The organism is Shewanella sp. MF05960 (assembly GCF_050849305.1).
Classification (GTDB): domain Bacteria; phylum Pseudomonadota; class Gammaproteobacteria; order Enterobacterales; family Shewanellaceae; genus Shewanella.
Window position 1 is genome coordinate 49,529 of sequence record NZ_JBOZPS010000012.1, and the last position, 22,733, is coordinate 72,261.

General features: G+C 41.9%; 19 protein-coding genes and 1 pseudogene. 11 read left to right on the plus strand and 9 right to left on the minus strand.

Annotation, left to right across the window (positions count from 1 at the left end; genetic code table 11):
* Positions 1-115: 115 nt before the first annotated feature.
* Positions 116-1,909 carry an ABCB family ABC transporter ATP-binding protein/permease gene (locus ACROAE_RS13285; RefSeq protein ID WP_432402494.1) on the minus strand — a complete coding sequence of 598 codons (1,794 nt, stop codon included), beginning with the start codon at positions 1,907-1,909 and terminating at the stop codon, positions 116-118.
* A gap of 350 nt (positions 1,910-2,259) precedes the next feature.
* On the opposite strand from ACROAE_RS13285, the gene ACROAE_RS13290 reads away from it, so the two are divergent.
* Entirely contained in the window at positions 2,260-2,436 is a 177-nt protein-coding gene (locus tag ACROAE_RS13290) for a hypothetical protein (RefSeq protein ID WP_160053507.1), read from the plus strand.
* Between the two features lie 39 nt (positions 2,437-2,475).
* Here ACROAE_RS13290 and aroG read toward each other — a convergent pair whose 3' ends face one another.
* Complete coding sequence (gene aroG / locus ACROAE_RS13295) at positions 2,476-3,531, minus strand: 3-deoxy-7-phosphoheptulonate synthase AroG (protein ID WP_432402496.1); 1,056 nt, start codon at positions 3,529-3,531, stop codon at positions 2,476-2,478.
* 453 nt (positions 3,532-3,984) lie between these two features.
* Between aroG and ACROAE_RS13300 the strand changes: the two genes are divergently transcribed.
* Positions 3,985-4,866, plus strand: coding sequence for a substrate-binding periplasmic protein (locus tag ACROAE_RS13300; RefSeq protein ID WP_432402498.1), 882 nt, complete (start codon positions 3,985-3,987; stop codon positions 4,864-4,866).
* A gap of 51 nt (positions 4,867-4,917) precedes the next feature.
* Here ACROAE_RS13300 and ACROAE_RS13305 read toward each other — a convergent pair whose 3' ends face one another.
* The 5 genes and pseudogenes from ACROAE_RS13305 to nrfA all read right to left on the minus strand — a co-directional run bounded on the left by ACROAE_RS13305 (position 4,918) and on the right by nrfA (position 10,644).
* Positions 4,918-6,201 carry a tetratricopeptide repeat protein gene (locus ACROAE_RS13305; protein WP_432402500.1) on the minus strand — a complete coding sequence of 428 codons (1,284 nt, stop codon included), beginning with the start codon at positions 6,199-6,201 and terminating at the stop codon, positions 4,918-4,920.
* Between the two features lie 117 nt (positions 6,202-6,318).
* Positions 6,319-6,498: a hypothetical protein gene (locus ACROAE_RS13310; RefSeq protein ID WP_432402502.1), complete on the minus strand. Its 180-nt coding sequence runs from the start codon at positions 6,496-6,498 to the stop codon at positions 6,319-6,321.
* 524 nt (positions 6,499-7,022) lie between these two features.
* Entirely contained in the window at positions 7,023-8,273 is a 1,251-nt protein-coding gene (locus ACROAE_RS13315) for an ammonium transporter (RefSeq protein WP_432402504.1), read from the minus strand.
* A 9-nt stretch (positions 8,274-8,282) separates the two neighbouring features.
* Entirely contained in the window at positions 8,283-8,621 is a 339-nt protein-coding gene (locus tag ACROAE_RS13320) for a P-II family nitrogen regulator (protein WP_432402506.1), read from the minus strand.
* Between the two features lie 626 nt (positions 8,622-9,247).
* A pseudogene (gene nrfA / locus ACROAE_RS13325) lies at positions 9,248-10,644 on the minus strand (ammonia-forming nitrite reductase cytochrome c552 subunit).
* Positions 10,645-10,923: 279 nt separating this feature from the next.
* Here nrfA and narQ point away from each other — a divergent pair.
* Both narQ and ACROAE_RS13335 read left to right on the plus strand, forming a co-directional pair.
* Positions 10,924-12,642 (plus strand): nitrate/nitrite two-component system sensor histidine kinase NarQ, encoded by a 1,719-nt coding sequence (gene narQ / locus ACROAE_RS13330; protein WP_432402508.1) that lies wholly within the window; start codon positions 10,924-10,926, stop codon positions 12,640-12,642.
* Positions 12,635-13,264, plus strand: a complete 630-nt coding sequence (locus ACROAE_RS13335) for a response regulator (protein ID WP_432402510.1) — start codon at positions 12,635-12,637, stop codon at positions 13,262-13,264. The genes narQ and ACROAE_RS13335 overlap by 8 nt, the downstream gene beginning before the upstream one ends.
* A 91-nt stretch (positions 13,265-13,355) precedes the next feature.
* Here ACROAE_RS13335 and ACROAE_RS13340 read toward each other — a convergent pair whose 3' ends face one another.
* On the minus strand, positions 13,356-13,727 hold the full coding sequence (locus ACROAE_RS13340) for a YacL family protein (protein ID WP_432402512.1): 372 nt from the start codon (positions 13,725-13,727) through the stop codon (positions 13,356-13,358).
* A 200-nt stretch (positions 13,728-13,927) separates the two neighbouring features.
* Here ACROAE_RS13340 and ACROAE_RS13345 point away from each other — a divergent pair, with 200 nt between their 5' ends.
* On the plus strand, positions 13,928-14,893 hold the full coding sequence (locus tag ACROAE_RS13345; RefSeq protein WP_432402514.1) for a zinc transporter ZntB: 966 nt from the start codon (positions 13,928-13,930) through the stop codon (positions 14,891-14,893).
* A 338-nt stretch (positions 14,894-15,231) separates the two neighbouring features.
* Here ACROAE_RS13345 and fkpA read toward each other — a convergent pair whose 3' ends face one another.
* Positions 15,232-15,987 (minus strand): FKBP-type peptidyl-prolyl cis-trans isomerase, encoded by a 756-nt coding sequence (gene fkpA / locus ACROAE_RS13350; RefSeq protein WP_432402516.1) that lies wholly within the window; start codon positions 15,985-15,987, stop codon positions 15,232-15,234.
* 167 nt (positions 15,988-16,154) lie between these two features.
* On the opposite strand from fkpA, the gene ACROAE_RS13355 reads away from it, so the two are divergent.
* From ACROAE_RS13355 to pepN, 6 genes are all read left to right on the plus strand, one after another.
* The gene (locus ACROAE_RS13355) at positions 16,155-17,126 is read left to right on the plus strand and encodes a WD40 repeat domain-containing protein (RefSeq protein ID WP_432402518.1); all 972 of its coding nucleotides are present in this window, start codon (positions 16,155-16,157) and stop codon (positions 17,124-17,126) included.
* Positions 17,127-17,147: 21 nt separating this feature from the next.
* Entirely contained in the window at positions 17,148-17,360 is a 213-nt protein-coding gene (locus ACROAE_RS13360) for a SlyX family protein (RefSeq protein ID WP_432402520.1), read from the plus strand.
* A 93-nt stretch (positions 17,361-17,453) separates the two neighbouring features.
* Positions 17,454-17,966 (plus strand): peptide deformylase, encoded by a 513-nt coding sequence (gene def / locus ACROAE_RS13365; RefSeq protein ID WP_432402522.1) that lies wholly within the window; start codon positions 17,454-17,456, stop codon positions 17,964-17,966.
* Entirely contained in the window at positions 17,960-19,330 is a 1,371-nt protein-coding gene (locus tag ACROAE_RS13370; protein ID WP_432402524.1) for a COG3014 family protein, read from the plus strand. Before def ends, ACROAE_RS13370 begins: the two co-directional genes overlap by 7 nt.
* Before the next feature lie 48 nt (positions 19,331-19,378).
* Positions 19,379-19,972, plus strand: coding sequence for a penicillin-binding protein activator LpoB (gene lpoB / locus ACROAE_RS13375; RefSeq protein ID WP_188958353.1), 594 nt, complete (start codon positions 19,379-19,381; stop codon positions 19,970-19,972).
* Between the two features lie 77 nt (positions 19,973-20,049).
* Positions 20,050-22,713 (plus strand): aminopeptidase N, encoded by a 2,664-nt coding sequence (gene pepN, locus ACROAE_RS13380; protein WP_432402526.1) that lies wholly within the window; start codon positions 20,050-20,052, stop codon positions 22,711-22,713.
* The last annotated feature ends 20 nt before the right edge of the window (positions 22,714-22,733 follow it).

A 22,733-nucleotide genomic window follows, 5' to 3' on the forward strand; every position in this document is an offset into this window, starting at 1 on the left:
TTTGTCGTCAAAACAAACATTCATTATAAATGTAACAATACTCATCTATCGCCAATAAAGTTCAATCACGAGAATACAGCACTCATAATCGTGCTGACCCCGTTAACCCTTTTCATTAATTTGCCTGCAACTCATTTTGTTCATGTTGAATATGCCATAAACGTGAATACAAGCCTTGTTGCGCTAATAAACTACTATGAGTACCGTGCTCAACGATACATCCTTTACTGAGCACCACGATTTGATCCGCATCGATAATGGTCGACAAACGGTGTGCTACGACTAAACTCGTATGGCCTTTAGCTACATCGCGTAATGCACTTAATATTGCTTGCTCTGAACGAGAGTCTAATGATGATGTTGCCTCATCGAACACTAAAATAGGCGCGCCTTTTAACACTGCCCGCGCAATAGCGACGCGCTGTTTTTCACCACCCGACAGTTTTAAACCTCGCTCTCCAACTTTGGTGTCACCTTTATCCGGGAGTGATTCAATAAAGTCGCTTAAGTGGGCTAGTTGAGTCGCTTGCTTAATGTCCTCTTCTGTCGCGTCTGGGCGACCATAACGAATATTTTCATAGATTGAATCGTTAAATAACACAGTATCTTGTGGCACCACAGCAATGGCTTTACGCAATGCGAGTTGAGTCAAATCACGTATATCGACACCATCTATGGTAATTGCACCACTTTTTACATCATAAAAACGGAACAGAAGCTTAATAATGGTCGACTTGCCAGCCCCACTGTCGCCGACGACAGCAATTTTTTTACCTGCGGGGACATCAAAACTCACCTGCTTTAAAATAGACCGTTGATCATATTGAAAACTGACATCATTGAATTTTATAGCACCAATACTTGGACTTAGTGGTGAAGCGTTATCTTGATCTTCTACTTGCGGTACATTAGCCATAATATCAAACATACGTTCGATATTGGCTAATGCGCCACGGATTTCACGGTATACAAAACCTAAAAAATTAAGCGGAATAAATAACTGCATCATAAAGGCATTAATCAATACAAAATCACCAATGGTCATCACATCCATTGCGACTTGGTGTGCTGCTAATGCCATCATTGCGGTCATTGCTATAGCAATAATTAATGCCTGGCCACCATTAAGAGCCAATAACGATAAGCGGTTTTTACGCTTAGCAACTTCCCATTGGGCTAGCGCATCATCATAACGCTGTGATTCGTAGTGTTCGTTATTAAAATATTTTACCGTTTCATAATTCAACAAGCTGTCTATCGCACGGGTATTAGCTAGTGAGTCAGCTTTTGCTGCATCGCGCACATATTCGGTGCGCCACTCAGTTGCTCTTATCGAATAGCCAATATAGGTAATCACTGAAACTAAGGTGATGAGTGCAAAGTTAATACCGTAATTAAAAAAGAAAATGCCGATAACTAACGTAATTTCGAGCAACGTAGGCACAATATTAAACACCATAAAGCGCATTAAAAAGCTCACACCACTCGTGCCTCGCTCAATATCACGAGACAAACCCCCGGTACGGCGATCAAGATGAAAATCGAGATCTAGGCGATGCAAATGATCAAACACAGTCAGCCCTAAACGACGAATAGCGCGTTCTGTCACCCGGCCAAATAAGGTGTCGCGCACCTCACCAATAATCACGTTTAAAAAACGAATAGCACCATATGCGACAACCAAACCAAACGGCACTGCTAAGACCTGTGCTGTACTTGACTTATCTAAGGTGTCGACAAGATCTTTCAGAATAAACGGTAAGCCTACGCTCGCAATTTTAGCAATAACTAAACACAACATGGCCAATAGAACGCGGCCTTTAAACTCAATGAGATACGGCCATAATAATCGTAAAACATGCCAGTTTAGTTTCCCTACTGGGCCTTCAAAATACGCAGAAGGTCTCATCGTGACTCCAATGTTAGGCCGCTTAACGTGGCAATGTGTTCATGAGGTTTATCAATATTGTCTTATTATAAAGCATTTTCTTATCAGACTTGCGTCACATTCTACTTGATTAAACACGAAGGTATAATAAGCCATTTCACTTGTTGCCATTAAAAAATGTAGCACTTTAGACTTACTGCGTTAGCCATAAACAAACACTTTTATACTACTATCTGGTTTTATTTCATCATTTTGTGCTTTTAAAGCCCAAATAGAGTTATTTCTATGGATATTATTTGATACTCTTCAGGTATAAAGAAACGACTGTTTGGTTATAAGCAAACAACGATTTACAGTTTGAAGGATGCTTTATGTTGGATAGCACGAAAGTTCAATACCCACCATTACAACTAATACAAACCTGGGTATGGATGATGATTGAATCAGGTAATCCTGAATTACAAGATAAAGGCCGCGATAATCTTATTTCAGCCTTTGGCAGCTTGGCAAAAGCAAATGAATATTTAGTCGAACAGGTAAAAAAATAAGGCGCATATTGCGCCTTATTTTTTATTAATATCAATTAGTTACTTTTTGCGACGCTCAATCACACTTTGGCTGAGTGTCGCAAGTAATGACTCGGTATCTGTCCAACCTATGCAGGCATCGGTAATACTTTGTCCATAACACAGCGCTACACCTTCCACTAAGTCTTGACGACCTTCCACCAAATGGCTTTCAACCATCACACCAAATATAGCTTGATTACCGGCAGAGATTTGCCCCGCGACATCATCAGCAACGAGCATTTGCTTTTTATAATCTTTACTACTGTTTGCATGGCTAAAATCGATCATAATATTATCGGCAACATTTGCTTTTGCCAATTGCACAGAGATATCTTTGACATGCTCGGCGCTGTAGTTTGGCTCACGGCCACCGCGTAAAATAATATGACAATCAGGATTACCCTTGGTCGACACAATCGCAGAGTGGCCAAACTTGGTAACCGATAAAAAATGATGTGGTGCATTTGCAGCACCAATTGCATCGATTGCCACTTTAATCGTGCCATCGGTACCGTTTTTAAACCCAACAGGACAAGACAAACCTGATGACAGTTCACGATGTACTTGTGATTCTGTAGTGCGAGCACCAATGGCGCCCCAGCACATCATGTCAGCCACGTACTGCGGCGTAATCATATCGAGAAACTCACCCGCCGTAGGCATGCCATGCTCATTTAAATCAACAAGAAGCTTACGAGCGGTACGTAAACCATCATTTAATTGAAAGCTATTGTCCATATAAGGGTCATTGATCAATCCTTTCCAGCCAACGGTAGTACGAGGTTTTTCAAAATACACTCGCATTACAATTTCAAGCTGATCTTTATATTGTTCACGCAATGCCACTAAACGTTGGCCGTACTCAAGTGCTGCAACCGGATCATGAATAGAGCAAGGGCCAATAATCACTAATAGGCGGTCGTCCTTTCTGGTCAAAATATGATGGATATTGTTACGCGCATTAAACACGGTTGCTGATGCATTTTCAGTTGCCGGAAATCGTTCAAGAATCGCGATCGGAGGTAGCAATTCTTTTATTTCATCGATACGAATATCGTCATTTTGATAATACATAGTGGTTACAACTCCGGCAAAACCTACTGGAACTCTGATTCAATAGATTGAAAAACAGAAAAATTAATTCATAAAAGTGATATAGAAAACGAGTAGAGTACATCAGGAAAATGAACAAGAATCTTCAATTTAACCAGTATCTATCGACAAATCAATCAAGTATTATTCATCACAGCCGATAATAAGTCATCGTTACCATTAACGTTAAGTTATGTGCAGAAAAGTCATACTCGTGCAATCTAACCGCATTGATAATGGCACGCTTTACAACTATATTTTAACGGTTAGTGTTTATCTTAATGAGCTCAATGACATCATCGTAGAACTCTAACAATCGATCCCTAACACTCGATACTTAACACGTAATACTTCGCAGAGTGACGTCATTACAAGGAAGCGATTTTTCAATACATACGTTTCAATGAGTCAGTAGCAATAGAAGGAAGTTAACGTTTGAAATTTGGCATTATTTTTTTGCTCATCACGCTTAGCTCATTTATCGGTCACACCGTTTCAACGGTCACCGTTGTTGCCGATCCGACAGAAACGATTCATCCTTCTGAAAAAGCCCACCCATTAGTTGACCAGCATGCAGAGCACTATCAACAAGCATCCTTACCAAGTTTAAAACAAATCAGCTTCTCAACAAGTAACAGCATAGCGCCCTATTTTTTTGCTGATAAACCACAGGGTGTGCAATATGACTTATTGCTTGCCGCGCTTGAGCTTAACGACATTGCAATTAAAGAGCTGGTGCATGCGCCGAATCTACGCGCACAACGATTAGTGAATACTAAAATAATCGATTGCATGGTGAATACACCAGATAATGTCGAGGGGATGTTTTACACCCAAAGCTTAATTGAGTATCAAAATAGTGTATTTTATTTAACTAAAAATCATTTACAGGTTAATAATGTACAAGATCTTAAACCCATCACTATTTTGGGATTTCAAAACGCAAAAAATTACCTTGGTGACGAATTTGAAGCATTAGCAACAGCCAGCTCAAGTTACAGCGAAATATCAAATCAAAAAAGTCAGGTAGTCATGCTGTTTAATGGCCATACACAATCAATTGTGCTCGAGCGTCGTATTTTTGAGTATTATCGCCACCAACTACGTGACAAACTCAATACCAGCCTCCCGGTGACTGAAGTGGCATTATTTGCTCCTGCTGAACGCAAAATTGCTTGCCATGACAAACACACTGCCGCCATCGTAGACCTTGCAATATCAACGCTAAAGCAGTCTTATCGTTACCAAGAGATCCTCGATTTAGCAGAGAAAAATAGTTACCAACCCGCGCAATATTACAATCAACTCACTCGATAACGCGTTAAACAACTGAATAGATAAATCTTGAATCAACTCAGCATTAACATGTTAACGCTGTTTCATTGCTTGTAATTTACTTTGGTAGCGCTGTTTATTATTGCCATCACTTAACGCTAAAGCCCGCTTCATATTTTTCTCTGCCAAGCGCTCCTCACCCGTTGCCCAATATGCTCGCGATAAACCAAAATAAAACTCATGGCGATAATCTGCTTTTTCAACGGCACGTTTGTACCACACCAACGCATCTTGATATTGTTTATCAAAATAAGCTTGCTGAGCCATATCAAAATAATAAAAAGGATTATTAATACGTGCCAGTTCAAGCACTTTATGCACTTGCGCCCACTCTTCTAAGCGATCTTGCTCGCCTAATATTAACGCCAAATTATACAATGTAGATAAATCGTGAGGGTCAACATTCAGTGCGGTGCGATATACCCGTTCGGCGGCATCGTTGTCACCTTTATGGCGATAAATAACGGCAAGTGTATTAATGGCAGCAACATAACGCGGATGTAAAATGATGGCTTTTTTCACCAGAGCATAAGCCCTGTCATAATCACTGTTAATTAAAGCTTCAGCGGCAATGTTGTTGTAATACATAGCGCTAAGTTGGCGTTTATTGACCTGCTTTTTCTTGTACGCTCGAACCGAACGCTCAGGTAAAAAATCAACCAACACCTCTGCCCCTCTAAATAGCACGGTATGATTATTTTCTGGCGGCATCAAACTCAAATTCACATGGCCATTGACCAAGAAAAATCCGCCGCGACGGTCCCAAATAGGTTCAACATCAATATCGTTAAACTCAACAGGTACGCCTAACACGTCAGCTAGCGCAGCAGACAACACAACCAAAGACATGCAATTGCCTTGTCGATTTAACACGGTTTCACTGGCAGAACGAGTGTAATGATCACGGTATTCAAATCCCCCCGCCTGTGCTCCAATATATTGCGCTAACCATTCATTGGCTAACTTATTGTGACTACGAAGAGAATTTTCAGCTTGATATTGACGTCTAAATTTAGCAACAAAGGATGCAGGCAAACGATAAATATCATCCACATTAATGGTGCTTACAGGCGTAAACAGCTCATCTTTAAATAGGGTCTGTACATCAAGTTGCTTAACTGCTGATGAGGTAGACTGACAAGCGGTTAAGCTGCATATTAAGCCGATTAAGATAAATGACCTGACTCTCAGTACTTTAGCACTTGGCGTGATTAGCCTCAGAGCGATAAAGCTTAATATTTTTACACTAGATAAAAATCCATTTTGATTCGGGCATAATGCCTTTTTGGCGCTCCTGCTTGGGTGATAAGCGAACATAATTCAACCCTCAGATAGGACTAAGCTATCTAAAAGCGTAGTCAATAGTCCTAATTTCAGCCACTAATTGACACTCATTGTGCAGAGTATTGCTTAGAGTGTTGCGCACTATGATGATTATTTGGGTAAAGAAGGATTGCGTTGATAAGGGTCAATTTCGATAAATAATTGTCGGTCTTGATATTGATAAGGTCGGTAATGATATTGACCACATTGAAAGTATAGGTAGGTAGTATCGACAGAAATGCAGTTTAACGGGAGAGATTGCAAAATATTTAATTGCTGTTGTTGTCTCATTAACTGTTGCCATTCATGTTGCAACAAAACCTCGTTACGCACCGCAAATGCATCAATGCTTCAGAGGATTTACGCACCACAACAGTGCCTGCATTCACAGCAAAACTCAACATCACCAATGATATTACGCAAGCCAACTTAAATTGATTCACCATTGCCACATGCCTCTTTATACCATTGCGTGTTAGTAAATGATCTCTCAGCTAGAATTTAAAAGGGCTTAAACAAGGCGTATGACTGAATGAATAGTTGTTCTCTTTCGAAGTCATGCAACGCAGTGTAAGCCCTTTTAAAACTCGCCTGAAAGGAATGCCCCTGCGGCTTTTGCTTTGCGTTCTCGCTATTTGAAAGGGAACAACCATTACTGCATAGCGACGCCTTAATCAAACACCGCTGGATACATTCTGAGTGGTCACTTATTAATGCGCAATGGTATTATTTACATCATATGCCACCAACTTACTACAAATATGAAAAAACAGAACCCGAAGGTTCTGTTTTTTATACGTCGTTGACGGATCTAATTAACTTGCAGATTTAACACTCACAAACTCAGGGTATGCATCAACACCACAGTCAGACACATCCATACCGTTGTATTCTTCTTCTTCTGTCACTCGAATGCCCATGGTCATTTTTAACACAAACCATACGAGTAACGATGCAGAAAATACCCAGGTAAAGATAACTGCTGCGCCATATAACTGACTACCAAAGCTTGCATCGGCATTTGATAAAGGTACTAACATTAAGCCTAAGAAACCGGCTACACCGTGAACAGAAATCGCACCGACTGGGTCATCAATTTTGATACGGTCTAATGCGATGATAGAGAATATAACCACGGCACCTGCAACTAAACCAATCACGGCAGCCATTAAGAATGATGGCGATAATGGGTCTGCGGTAATGGCAACTAAACCAGCTAACGCACCGTTTAAAATCATGGTTAAGTCGGCTTTGCCCCAAACTACCTTACAAACGAGTAGAGAAGAGATTGCACCAAAGGCCGCGGCTGAGTTGGTATTAACAAAGATTTTAGCTACTGCGGTTGCGTTTTCAGCATCAGACACTAATAACTGTGAACCACCGTTAAAACCAAACCAACCCATCCATAAAATGAACATCCCTAATGTCGCCATCGGTAAGTTTGAACCAGGAATAGGGTTAACTTGACCGTTCGCGCCATACTTGCCTTTACGTGCACCGAGTAACAATACACCCGAAATTGCAGCAGCCGCGCCAGCCATGTGCACAATACCGCTACCAGCAAAGTCAAAGAAACCGGCTTCTGATAAAAATCCGCCGCCCCATGTCCAGTAACCTTCAACAGGGTAAATAACGGCTGTCATTACTACAGAGAATGCTAAGAAAGACCACAGTTTCATACGTTCTGCTACTGCACCTGATACGATAGACATCGCAGTTGCCACAAACACAACCTGGAAGAAGAAGTCAGACTCTAATGCATGGTCTGCATCGCTTGCTTGTGAGCCAATTAACGAACCAAACGATGGCAAAATACCACCTTCAGTATTGTCAACGTACATAATGTTGTAGCCAACAAGCAAAAACATGGCACAAGCGATTGAGTATAAACACACGTTTTTAGTTAAAATTTCTGTGGTGTTTTTAGAGCGGACAAGTCCAGCTTCTAACATGGCAAAACCAGCAGCCATCCACATGACCAACGCACCTGAAATTAAAAAGTAGAAGGTATCTAATGCGAAACGTAATTCAGTTACTGTGAGCCCTAATTTTGTTAATTCTTCCATAATTGCCCCCTATAACGCTTCGTTATCAAGTTCACCCGTACGGATACGGATCGCTTGTTCTAATTCAGTCACAAAAATTTTGCCATCACCGATTTTACCGGTATGAGCCGCGGTGGTGATCGCTTCAATTAACATTTCTAAGTTTTCAGATTTAGTGGCAATTTCTAATTTTACTTTCGGTAAAAAATCCACTTGATACTCTGCACCACGATAAAGCTCTGTGTGCCCTTTTTGGCGTCCAAAGCCTTTAACTTCAGTAACAGTCATACCCTCAATGCCCATGCCTGCAATGGCTTCACGGACATCATCCAATTTAAATGGTTTGATGATAGCGCTGACGAGTTTCATCTCGACCTCCAAAAGTGTGAAAAAATATAGTTGTTATTGATTTGTTGTATTAACTAATTCAATCATTAGGCCACTTTTTTAAAGCTATGTTTTAAAACACTTTAATTTATATTCTTGATTATAGACGTATACAAAAGCACCAATGGCGTGCATTAAAAAATCAGTAGCGCCTTATTTTGGTGCAACAACGGTGTCAATCCATTTGTATGAGTTAAAGGAGGGACACTGTTAATTAAAATAAGATTATGAAAACTGAGGATGTTGAAAACTGAGGATGTTGAAAACTGAGGATGTTGAAAAATGAGTATTGTGGAAACAGAGAGTTATAAGAGCAAAAAGTCGCGATGGCTGAGAAAGATTAGAAATGGTAGTTATTGACAAATCAGAGTGATGAAAAGAATTATCGCTGAAATAAGCAGCTTTTACGCTACGTACTCGCTATTTGAAAAAGAACAACCATGACGACATAACGACGCCTTAATCAAAAACCGCTAGATGTATTCTGAGTGGTCACTTATTAATGCGGATTGGTATTAAACCGCAAAAATAAAAACCGCTCACTAGGGAGCGGTTTTGGCTAATCATTAACAAAATAACGGTATAAGTCGCTATTCCATCATTGCTGATTACTTATAGGTTGCTTCGCGTTTCTTCGCTTCTTCAGTCCACTTAGGCACAAGTGTTTTCTTGAATTCAGCTTTTTCAGCATTCATGGTTTTCATATCCATGCCTAATGCTGCTTGCGCTTTTGCTTTAGTCGAAGTATCAGGATATGCAATAGGTTGTTTAACACCTTTAGCACCTAATACCTGAGCCAATTTAACACGAGCATCAGCAGCTTTATCTAATGCAGTACCTAAAATACGCAATACTTCAGCTGGAGCATGAGTTGAGGCACCATGTGATGCAGTTGCAAAATCCCAACGCCATTGTGAATGACGAATATCCATTAGAATTGGCTTCATTTCAGCTTCAGTCGCGCCGGCATCCCAAGCAGCTTTCGCTTCAAAGTGAGCTTTAACGAGTTGTGCTTCAACACGCGCTTTTAAATCTGCTGCTTTATGCTTACTCTCTTCAACTTGCTTAACCATAAACTCTTTGCTTTGGCTATGACATGTTGCACAGGTTTCTTCAAAGCGATCAAATGGATTACCCACTTTATGGTCAGTATATTTGCGCCCTTTGTCATTAGTCACTTTAGGCATATGACAATCAACACAGCTCACATTATTTTGACCGTGAGTACCCATTTTCCAAGTTTCATAACCAGGGTGTTGAGCTTTTAACATAGGTGTTTTAGACACGGCATGAGTCCAGTCAGAGAACTCTATGCTGTCATAGTACACTTCCATTTGCTCAACAGTGGTACCCATATCCCAAGGGAATTTAACAAAACCAGGACGATCTGCTGTTTTCTCGAAATAGTATTCAACGTGACATTGAGCACACACCATTGATTGCTTATCTTTACGAGAGGCTTTATCAAATGGGGTATTGATTGTGTTCATTGCGCGATCAACGTAAGGACGTGATATGCGTAACTTTGGTGAACCCTTTTCATGACAGTCGCCACACCCTAGAACATTAACGATTTCTGGTCCGCCTTTAGCCCACTTACCGCTAAAGTAGCCGTCTTCGCCTTGCTCTTCAATCATACGAGGTACGTCAGGGCTTTTACAGCTCCAACATGCCATTGGCATTGGACCGTCTTCTGCATTTTTGGGTGCGCCCGTGCGTAATGAATTGGTTACGTCAGTAATTGCATACATATGACCACGTGGTGCACTATAGTCTTTAGCAAAACCGTAACCTGCCCATAACACAACTAGACTAGGTACTTTTTCCAACATATCAACAACGTCTTTGCTTTCATCAGTTTCATGCCAGCTGTTATATTGATTTGAAAATTTTCTTTAAAAACCTCATTACGAGGCTCGGTTTTATCACTCGCCATTGCGCCTGCAGCCATAAAGCTGGCAGCGATAACAGCACTGAGTGCAATTGATTTTACGTTCATCTTCATCACCCTTTATCTCCGTGTTACATTATATTTATGTTAATAATCACGACATCTCCACTAACAAAAGTAGCCATTAACCTCGAACTTAGACATACCCCTAATGGGGTATAGAGATGAAAGTTTGCGCCAGATCAACATGTAAACAGGATGTATCTCACATTTCTGTAAAATGGTTAATGTAATGCAGACACACCTAATGTAGAACACACGATTAGATAAGGGTTAAAACCCTATTTTTGTCTGATCAATATTCCATTTTTTCGTCATGTTAAGTAGGATTTTATGTTCACTCGAGGCAGTCTTACCTCCACCATTTTAAGCTTAATGCTGTTGCTGATTTTATTGTCATCAAGCTTAGCAGTGTTTTCCATCGTTAACTTAACTTTTAGTCTAGACGATGCGAAAGGGATTAATGCTTCTGGCTCAATGCGCATGCAAAGTTACCGTTTATTGCTCTTTACCAATGCCGGCAGCATCAACACCGATGAAAAAATTATCGAATTTGAAAATACCCTTAATTCTGATGCACTAAAAAGAACGCTTTCCTGGTACAGCCCACAAGAATTGAGCGAACAATATTTGTTGGTTATCGACAAATGGCAGGTGATGAAAACCTACATTGAAGAAGGCAATGCACGCCTTTATTCAGTAGCATTAAAAGACTTTGTCGATACCATTGATACGTTAGTATTGAAGATGGAATTGTTTGCGGCATTTAAGCTAAAACTACTGGTTATTGGCCAAATTATTGGCTTAGTGATTTTGCTTGTGATTGCATTTATTTCGGTACTATTTACGCGTAAACGAGTTGTTAAACCGTTGCAATTATTAATGGACAGCGCGGCCACAATCTCTAAGGGTAACTTTAAAGTAGAGATGCCTAAAACGGGTTATATAGAGCTCACCGCGCTGGGTAATGCATTGAAAAAAACGGCGGCCGAGTTAGCCGATTTGTATGAAGATTTAGAAGGTCAAGTTAACGACAAAACCCTAGCTCTGACTCGAGCCAATAACGAGCTTGGTTTCCTCTATGACAACCTCGTTATGCTCCATGCCGATAAACTCGACTACAAAGCGTTACAATCTGCAATCAATCAACTGAAAGGCTTTGAAAACCTGGATTTTCTCAGGTTAGTGATTAAGCATGAAGATGACTCAAGCGATGTCATTAAAGCGGAAGGCGGCTGGCCAGATGAAGCAAACAACATAAAGTCAGTACAGTTTCCATTAACGATTGAGGCAACCAAACTGGGCTATTTAGACGTCATATCAAGTCAGCCCTTAAACCGTCAGCTATTTGAAAATTTTGCCATGATGCTGTCGCGTTCTATCACCATTCATAATGCAACAGAACAACGCCAACAACTGGCGTTAATGGAAGAACGTGCTGTTATCGCCAGAGAGTTACATGATTCGATTGGGCAATTATTGTCATTTTTAAAAATTCAGGTCAGTTTACTTAGAAAAAGCTTAGATCAAAGCTGCCGCAGCCCAGTAGTTGAGGGGCAGTTGATAGAGATCAATGAAGGCGTGAGTACAGCGTATGTACAATTACGTGAATTATTATCAACCTTTAGATTAACCATTAAAGAACCCAACTTAAGCCAGGCGATTGAGGTCATGCTCGATCAATTGCGCCAACAAAGTGATGTTGATATTAAGCTTAATTACAAACTGTCGGCTCATTTACTGGAAGCAAAGCAACATATTCATATTTTGCAATTGATACGCGAAGCAACGCTAAATGCAATAAAACACGCCAGTCCGTCTCATATAATGGTAGATTGTCAGTTAACAAAAAATGGTATGATAACCATAGCGATATGCGATGACGGTATTGGTGTTGCACATTTACAAGAACGCGACCAACATTTTGGTATCGGTATTATGCATGAACGAGCTAATAAACTAGATGGCATAGTGTCGTTCAACAGTAATCAGCATGGCGGCACCACCGTTACGCTCAGTTTTCCACCTCAACAGGAGCCTTTAAATGGGTAAGCCGTATTCCGTACTTGTTGTCGATGATCATCCCCTGTTACGCCGTGGCATTTGCCAGCTTGTCACCTCAGACAGTGATTTTTTACTTTTTGGCGAAACGGGCACTGGCTTAGAAGCACTCACAGCCGTTGCTGACAATGAACCCGATATCATTTTACTCGACTTAAATATGAAAGGTATGTCAGGCCTCGACACGCTTAACGCCATGCGCCAAGAAGGGGTTACCGCGAGAATTGTCATTTTAACCGTATCAGACGCCAAGCAAGACGTTATTAGACTGCTTCGTGCAGGTGCTGATGGTTATTTACTTAAAGACACTGAGCCTGATTTATTACTTGAGCAACTCAAAAAAGCCATGTTAGGCCATAGAGTCATTAGCGAAGAAGTTGAGGCTTATCTTTACGAGCTAAAAAATGCTACTGATGACAACACCTGGATTGAAAGCCTCACGCCACGTGAATTACAAATTTTGCAGGAACTTGCGGAAGGGAAAAGTAATCGCATGATTTCTGAAGACTTACACATCAGTGAAGGCACGGTAAAAGTGCATGTAAAAAATTTACTGCGTAAAGCGAATGCCAAATCACGCACCGAAATGGCAGTACGTTATCTTAATAACTAGCCAAGTAAACGCTGTAAAGTAATCACCCAGTCAACACGCTTTTGATGAACATTGCGATTGGCGATACCCCACACCAGAGTGTGGGGTATTATTATTTTTGATTAATAAAGGCAAGCCAGCTTTGCAATACAGACTCAAAGTCTTCTAAACCGCAATACGACTCCGACTCCGCATCATACAAATTCATTGCGTCATCTAAATAATGCTCTTCTTCAAAATCGATGACATTAGCAAAAACTCGCACCTGTTCTGTGTCGATATCGATGGTCAAGTCAGCACCGACGTGACGCCACTGGTTTTTACTGCCTGATTTAATTAAAATAATTTGAGTTAGAATATTATTAGCTCGGCTGTTATCGTCACCTAGATCTTCAGCAAACCAGCGGCCTAATACTTCATGCCCCATACTAAACTCAGCAAAAACCGTTCCTTCCAAACGGTTACGACGAAATTGATATTCCATTATTGTTGCTCTGTAATTAGCGTTATCACTATTTTAACCGAAGAAACCAAAACCTGCTGCCTGTAATGTCGTCGGATCAGTCCACATCTGATTAAATGTTAGATAAATATAGGGTTTCATTCGCTATAATCAATATATATACCCAATAAACCTGGGCCAAACTTAATGGCTGTGATAGCGAACACTTGGAATGATAAACAATGAATACTGGTTTTATTTATAGCTTACTGTTAACGGGGCCAAATGCAGGCCAGTCTCTGAGCGAGGAGCAAGTGGCTCAATGGCAGCCTCAGGATGGCTTATTGTGGCTACACCTTCGCTATCGTGAACCTAAAGCCCGTAAATGGATCCTTAACTCGGGGCTCGACCGTGTCGAAACCGATACCTTATTAGCCACCGATACTCGCCCTAGGGTCGTCAACTCAAACAAGGGAGTGTTGTTAGCGCTGCGCGGAGTGAACTTAAATCCCAATTCAGATCCTGAAGATATGGTCGCGATACGCATTTATGCCGAAGAGCATAAAATCATTTCAACCTGCGAGCGTCAGCTGCAATCGGTTATCGACATTGCAGATGCCATTTCCCAAGGTAAAGGCCCTATCGATACCGCTGCATTTATCATGGCCATTTGTGAACGTTTAACGCATCGTAAAGTTGAATTTATCGGTAAACTTGAGGAGCAACTCGACGAGTTAGAAGAGCGCGTGGTGACTAAAGTCAATAAAAGCTTACGTACCGACATTGCCGAACTTCGCCGTCAAACCGTAGTGCTTCGTCGTTACCTAGCGCCACAGCGTGAAGCCTTTTCGCGGATGTTACACGAAACCAACGAGCTCTTTGACGATAATGACAAAGTCCGTTTACGTGAAATTCATGAAACCTTAATTCGAGTGATTGAAGATCTTGATGCCATACGTGACAGGGCCAGTGTGACGCAAGAAGAACTGCAATCGCAACAATCAGAACAGGTGAACCAACGGCTGTACTTTTTATCTTTGATATCGGCCGTATTTTTACCACTGGGCTTTTTAACTGGCCTGCTCGGCGTCAACATTGGTGGTATTCCAGGTGCAGAGACTAACTGGGCATTCGCCGCATTCTGCGGTGGCTTATTTGGCCTTATCGCCTTGCAAATGTATTTATTTTATCGTTTAAAGTGGCTGTAAACGTTAGGTTTATTAACCTGAGTACGGGATAAGGGGTGAACTTATGTTATTTAAAATCAGCATGTTACACCTCCTAACTTTCAAGATTGTCATTTGTTCTGCTAACAAGGCGAATTGACGCGTCAATAGCTAGCCTATTGTAAGTCGATTCAACACAGTTAGCAGGGCAAAGGGCTGTTTGAAAGGCGTTTATTATCCCGGGCTTAGGTTATTAGCAATATATCTGGGTAAAACGACCAAGTTACACCCAATAAAAAAGGACGCTTAGCGTCCTTTTTGTTATTAACTCAATCATTTGGGCGTTAACACCAAACACGAGTCAGCATGTATTCACACTATTACTTGGTCGCAGCTGCGGCAGCAGCTGCTTTTTCTACAGACACAAGTTCAACTTCGAAAACCAATGTTGAGTTAGCTGGAATAGTGCCAGTATCGCGGTCGCCATATGCAAGTTCTGCAGGGATAACAAACTTATACTTAGCGCCTACAGGCATTAACTGTACGCCTTCAGTCCAACCAGGAATAACACGGTTTAATGGGAACTTAGCCGTTTCACCACGAGCATATGAACTGTCGAACTCAGTACCGTCAATTAACGTGCCACGGTAATGTACTTCAACGGTGTCTTCTGCAGCAGGTTTGTCGCCTTTACCCGCTTCTAATACTTCGTATTGAAGGCCAGATTCAGTCGTCGTTACGCCTTCTTTGGCTTTATTGTCTTCTAAGAATTTTTTGCCTTCAGCAACTGATTTAGCCGCTAACGCTTCAGCTTGCTCTAAACGCTTGTCGTTTAACTTTTTGTCTAGGTCTTGTAATACAGTTTGCATTTCTTCTTCGGTCAACTGCATTTCTTCGCCTAAGCCATCGCTAAAGCCTTTGATAACCATAGTACGGTCAACAGCAAAACCTAACTCTTCTTGCTCTTTAATGTGACCAGACATGTACTTACCAATTGAACCACCCACACTGTATGCTTCTTTTTGAGCGTCAGTTGTTAACTCTACTTTCTTTTGTGCTACGTCTTGTTCTTGGTTACATGCAGTCAAACCAACAACAGCTAATGCAACTAACGATAATTTGTAAATAGATTTCATTAAAGCTTCCTCAGCATCCTTTAGTGGTTACAATAACCTAATACATTCTAACTATGAGATGTTTTAGTGGTCATGTTCGCTTGCCACTTTATACTAGTTAATGGGGTTATACCATTGGGTCAACCTTATATCACAAGGTTTACGACAATAATTCAAGGGGCAAGTTCATGACACGGGTTTCAATGCTGTTTTTTTGCTCAACTTGGCTGTGCGTATGGCTTTTATCAGGTTGCCAACCCGCACCAAACAAGGTTGTAGAGATCACGACTGACGCCAGTTACAGTGCGAGCTTGTCTGCCGACGGCCAATTAGCATTGGTGAGCACCGCCAACAATGGGGTACAAGTGTGGGATTTAACTGGCCCAAGCATGTCCTACCAATGGCTTCAAGGTCAGCAAGATAACACCAGTAATGTCATCGATACGGCAATATCAGCCAACAATACCTTTGCCGCGACCATTAGCAGTAGCTCATTAGCCATTTGGCGCTTAAATGATGGCAGCTCAGTCGGGTGGTGGTCACTGCCCTCGTATGCTCAAAGTGTCGCTATCGCCGATAATGGCCAAACATTAGTGGGACTTGTGGATGGTTCCGTGATGTCACTATCCCCACAAAAAAGTCGTTTAATTCAATTTTTAGGCCATCAAGAAAAGGTCAATAGCGTATCGATAAGTGCCGATGGTCAAACGGCGCTAACAGGCGGAAATGATGGCAAAGTGATGTTATGGAATAGCCAAAGCGGCCAACCCATCAAGCAATGGCAATTAAGTTCACGTATTACCAAAGTTCTCATCAACGACAGTGGCAGCTTAAGTTTTGCGGCTGACATCACCGGCAATGCTACCGTGTGGCAATCAGCTTCTGGTGAGCCGTTGAGTAAACTGAATATTATTCGCCGCCAAATGAACTTTTCCTCGGCACGCTTTGTCAAAAATGATACACAACTGCTCACAGGTACGCCCTCAAAAGAGATTTTTTTGTGGCAAGTTGACTCTGGTGAATCCTCAGGGCACTGGCAAGTTCAGCTGAGTAAAAACACCCAAAACAGAGGCGCTGTAGTATACTCTGCCGCAATGACAGCCCAAGGCACCATTGTCAGCATTAGTAGCCAAGGTTTAATTGAATATTGGCAGCAGTAACAGAGATAAATAGAGGCCCATATGGAGCACGTTTTGCAGAAGATTGACGACCTTGAAATGAAGCTTTCTTTTCAAGACATCACCATTGAAGAACTTAATCAAGAAGTGATTAAACTCAATACATTAGTTGCCAGACTACAACAGCAAATGCTATTAATGGTCAACAAAATGCAAGCTATGGAGCCAAGTAATATGGCATCCCAAGCCGATGAAACACCGCCACCGCACTATTAATATCGTCATACTCAATACCATGACAACACACGTGTGGTTGGGCTCATTGGTAAATAGCTTGTCATTGCTCCCCTTAACGATTAGCAGGCATACATGAACTTAAATCAACACCTCACAATAGCCACAACAGGCGATGATATTCTCACGCTGACAGCTGAGCCTGTGACGGTGTTTGACGATAAATTGCGTGCATTGGCCGATAGCATGCTTAGCACCATGCTTAATGCTAACGGTGTCGGTATCGCGGCCACACAAGTGTTTAGCCCAGTGGCAATGTTTATCATGGCATCCAATCCAAATGAACGCTATCCAGATGCCCCAGTGATGTCGCCAACTGTAGTCGTTAACCCCAAGATATTATCAACCTCAGCGGCCACAGAAGCTGGCATTGAAGGCTGCTTATCCATCCCGGGGCAACGCATAAGTATTGTGCGTCATAGCCAAATTGAAGTGCAATACCAATCACTTGACGGACAATGGCAACAACAAGTGTTAAACGGTTTTGTTGCGCGTATTTTCCAGCATGAATATGACCACCTGCAAGGCATTACTTTACTTGAACGCATTGACTTAATGACGTCTCAACCAGAGGTGATGCCATGCTAAAATCACTCTCTATAGCGTTTTTACTCATGGTCGGGCTGTCGGGTTGTGCTTATAACAGTGTGTTTGTCAATTATCCCTCACAAATCGCCCCGTATAAGCAGCAGTTGAGTAGTGACTCTCCAGCGGCAAATATCACCGATTTAGCTGACAATATTAGCGGCAATGATGGCCTGCTCTATGCCCAAGAGTCGGGACGAATTATGCAAATTGCCGGCGATTTTGAGCGCAGTAAAACCTATTATCAACAAGCGATTTCGGCATATCAAGCCTTTGACGACAAAGCTATTATTAGTGCTAGCAAACTCGGCTCTGGCGCAAGCAGTTTATTACTAAACGACAATGCCATACCTTATCGCGGCCCAGGTTATGAGCGCATTATGGTGCACCAGTATCAAGCATTTAATTATTTATTTAGTGGTGATGCACAAGGCGCATTAGTCGAAGTGCGCCGCAGTAATGAGCTGCAAAGCATTGAGCAAGCGCGTTATCAAAAATCGCAAAAGTCAGTACAAAATATGGCGAATGGCACCATCGATGCGCAAATGGCGCAATTGGGCCAATCTGCTGGGAGCGTCACCAGTTCATTTTTAAATGCATATAGCTACTACATAACCGGCTTACTGCACGAACTGGCTAACGAGCCAAACGATGCATTTATTGATTACCGTAAAGCCGCGCAAATCACCCCAGACAATCGTTACTTGCAACAAGATTTAGTCCGCTTAGCCAAGCAATTGGCCATGCCTCAATTTGATGAGTTTCAACAACGTTGGGGCGATGCGGTGATGCCAACGGCTGGTCAAGGCCAAGTGGTATTCATTGTTGAGCGAAGCTTTGTGCCAGAAAAACAAAGTATTACTGTACCGTTTCCGATTAATGGCAATATACAAAGTGCGTCACTCGCCACATATCAACCGCAACGACAATTAACCACGACAAGTCTAATTCAAGGCTTGGGTGATAATCTAGAAGCGCAAAACATTGCCAATATCGACGCATTAGCGATTAATGCCTTAAAAGAAGACCTACCTGCAGCGTTATTTCGCCAGGCAGCAAGGATTTACGCCAAGTACGAATTAAATCAAAGTGTGCAAAGTAGTAGCCGACGAGCCAACAATCAAGTTGATGCTGGCGCACTTGTGATGCAAATTTTTAACGTGATTAGCGAACAAGCAGACCGCAGAAGCTGGTTAACCTTGCCGCGCCAAGCACAAATAGCAAAGCAATTTATCGATGCTGGCGACTACGATATTCGCTTAAATAACAGCCAAAATGTGAAAATTGAAGTAAAACCAAGCCGTACAACATTAATTTGGGCAATAGAGACTGGAAATCGTACCCGTTTTTATTCGATAATCATCTAATAGATGATAACCCTTATCAACTGTCACTCATCACCAATGGAATTTATTATGAAAAACTTGAAACTGATATTTGTGTTAGCCGCAGTGATAGGGCTGAGCGCCTGTCAATCTAAAGTAGAATACGGCGATGCTACTGAAGTCGAAACTGTTAACGAAAACTTTGGATCAACTGATCTGCAAGACATTGCTGCTAAAATGGTCGACAGCATGATGACATTCCCACCAGTGGTTGTCATTACCCAAAATAATCGTCCGATTATATTTGTCGATAAAATTAAAAACAAAACCTCTGAGCATATTGATACCGAGTCTGTTACCGACACGATTAGCAACAAGTTACTCCGTTCTGGTAAGTTCCGTTTTATCGACATGACAAAAGTCGATACTGTGCGTAAACAACTAGATTATCAAAATAATGCTGGCATGGTAGACCCAACAACCGCGATTAAATTTGGCCGTCAAATTGGCGCGCAGTACATGTTATACGGCAACTTATCGAGCATCGTTAAGCAAGATGGCAGCACCAAAGACGTGTACTACAAAATGACCATGCGCTTAATGGATCTTGAAACAGGCTTAATTGAATGGTCTGACGAAAAAGAAATTCGTAAGGTTAAATCGAAGTCATTTTTAGGCTTGTAATATACAAGCACATAGCAATAAAGCCGACATTGATGTCGGCTTTTTCATACACCCAATAATAAGTTAGGAACACTAACGTGAAATTGTTATCCACTGAATTGTTTAGTCCACGGGTTATTAAAACCGCTTTTGTTGCATTATGTTGTGCCAGCGTGTTCAGCTGCAGTAGCTCACTTTCAACCTCATCGTTACAACGTGACGGTTCGGCTTATATCAGCCAGGTGCAAGCGCAAGCACGTGCCAATGTGGTATCAAATGTACAATACGATTTAACCTTCTTTTTAAGTGAACACAGTCAATTCAGTGCCATCTCGACAGTACACTTTGACCTAAGCAGTGTGCCTAAATCGTTAACGCTCGATCTCAATAAAGCCAACATTAAACAATTTATCATTAACGGCACCAAGGTATACCCTAACTACAACGGCGCTTACATCGTTATTAATCAAAGTTTATTGGTGAGCGGCAACAACACTGTTGCAGTCGAGTTTACTCGTGAGCACAGCACCAATGGCGAAGGTTTACATCGCTTTGTTGACCCAATAGACAGTAAAGTTTACTTATACTCGCATTTTGAGCCTGCGGCCGCGCAACAAATGTTTGCCGTGTTTGATCAGCCAGACTTAAAAGCCACCTACCAAATTAATGTACACGCGCCCAAAGACTGGCAAGTGATCAGCGCCATGCGTGAAACTAATGTGGTCGATCAAGGCGATACCAACCTGTGGACCTTCCCTGTTACGCCTAAATTAAGCCCATATAACTTCTCGATGCATGCGGGCCCTTATAAAGTCTGGGAAGACAATTCTGGCCGCTATCCGATGCGCTTATTCTCGCGTCAATCGGTTGCCGAGCAAGTGACACCACAAGATTGGTTTACCTATACCAAACAAGGTTTAGACTTTTTTGACCGCTATTTTGGTATTCCTTACCCGTTCAAAAAGTACGATCAGGTGCTAGTGCCAGACTTTTTATACGGCGCGATGGAAAATGCGGGCGCAATTACCTTCTCAGAAGATCGTTTCTTATTTAATGCCAAAATGACCGCCGAACAAAAAGAGCGTTTAGCCGGGGTTATCATGCATGAAATGGCTCACCAATGGTTTGGTGATTTAGTCACCATGAAATGGTGGAACGGCTTATGGTTAAACGAAAGTTTCGCCTCATTTATGGGCACATTGGCCACCAGCGAAGCCACCGAGTTTAGCCATGCTTGGCGCACCTTTTATGCCTCTGGTAAACAAGCGGCATATCATCAAGACAGCTTAGTCACCACTCACCCAATTGAAGTACCTGTAGCCACTAGCCAAAATGCATTTGATAACATTGACGCCATCACCTATCAAAAAGGCGCCTCGACCATTAAACAGCTGCGACATCTTTTAGGCGAAGAAATTTTCCGCAGTGGCGTTAGCCAATATTTAAAACAATACAGCTATCAAAATGCCGAACTCAACGATTTTATTAACAGTTTAGCCAAAGCCAGTGGCCGCGATTTATCGCTATGGACCAAAGAATGGTTATACGCAGCAGGCGTTAACACCATCAAGGCGCAATACACTTGCCAAGGCAATCAAATAGACTCATTTGCAATAATACAAACCGCAGAAGACAGCCAACACCCAACGTTACGTGAGCAACGTGTACAAATTGGATTGTTTAGCAAGCAACGTTATGGCTTAGAAATGCTGCAGTCTATTGCGGTAACTTATAAAGGGGCTTATACCGAAGTCAACGAATTGATTGGCGAGATTTGCCCAGATTTAGCCTATCCAAACTACGACGATTGGGGTTTTGTTAAAGTCGAATTAGATCAAAAATCATACACGACCGCCAAACAATTACTGAGCCAAGTGAGCGATCCGTTATTACGTTCGATGTTATGGCAAAGTATGTGGGACAGCGTGATTGACGGTAAAACATCACTGGATCAATTCTTAAATATTGCCCTGATTAATGCGCCGCTCGAAAAAGATTACACCATTTTAGGTCAAGTGCTGGATAACATGCAGCGAGCCAAAAACTACCTTGACCTTATGGCGCCGATGCATGCCAGTTATAACAGCAAAATATCAAAAGCACTTAGCCAAATGAGTTTGCGTATGAGCATGGAAAGCTACCGTAATCGTGATTTTCAACGTCGTTGGTTCGATGCCTACATCAGCTTATCAAGCCACGGCGATGCGCTTGAGCATATTCAATCGTTACTGCAAAGCAAGAGCCACATTAAAGGCTTAAGCATAGATCAAGACTTACGCTGGGCCATGATCCGCCAGCTAAACCGTTATGATTACGGTGATGCTCAAGCATTCTTGGCTAAAGAGAAACACCTTGATCAATCTGACTCTGGTGAAAAGGCCGCGATTGCAGCCGAAGTTGTCCGCCCACAATCATCCCTTAAGCGCCAGTGGTTAAATACCATTGAACATAACGACAGCATGGCATTTTCAAAGGTACGCGTTGCTATGTATAACCTTTATCCTGCCGAGCAAAAGCTATTGAGTGCAGCCACTGCCGATCAACGCTTTGCAAACTTAGCGCTAATGGACGATAAAGGGCCGGTGTTTATGCGCAGCTTTGCAGCGCAATTAATTCCAACCGATTGCAGTTCAAGCAATATTGATGCTATTAGTCAGGTGTTAAACAGCGAAACCGGTTTATCAAAACTGGCCAGACGCGCACTGCTTGAAACTCGCCAACAAGAACAGCGTTGTGTGAGCATTAAGCAAAAGCTCAATTAACAGCCTTAATTGAGCAGCCT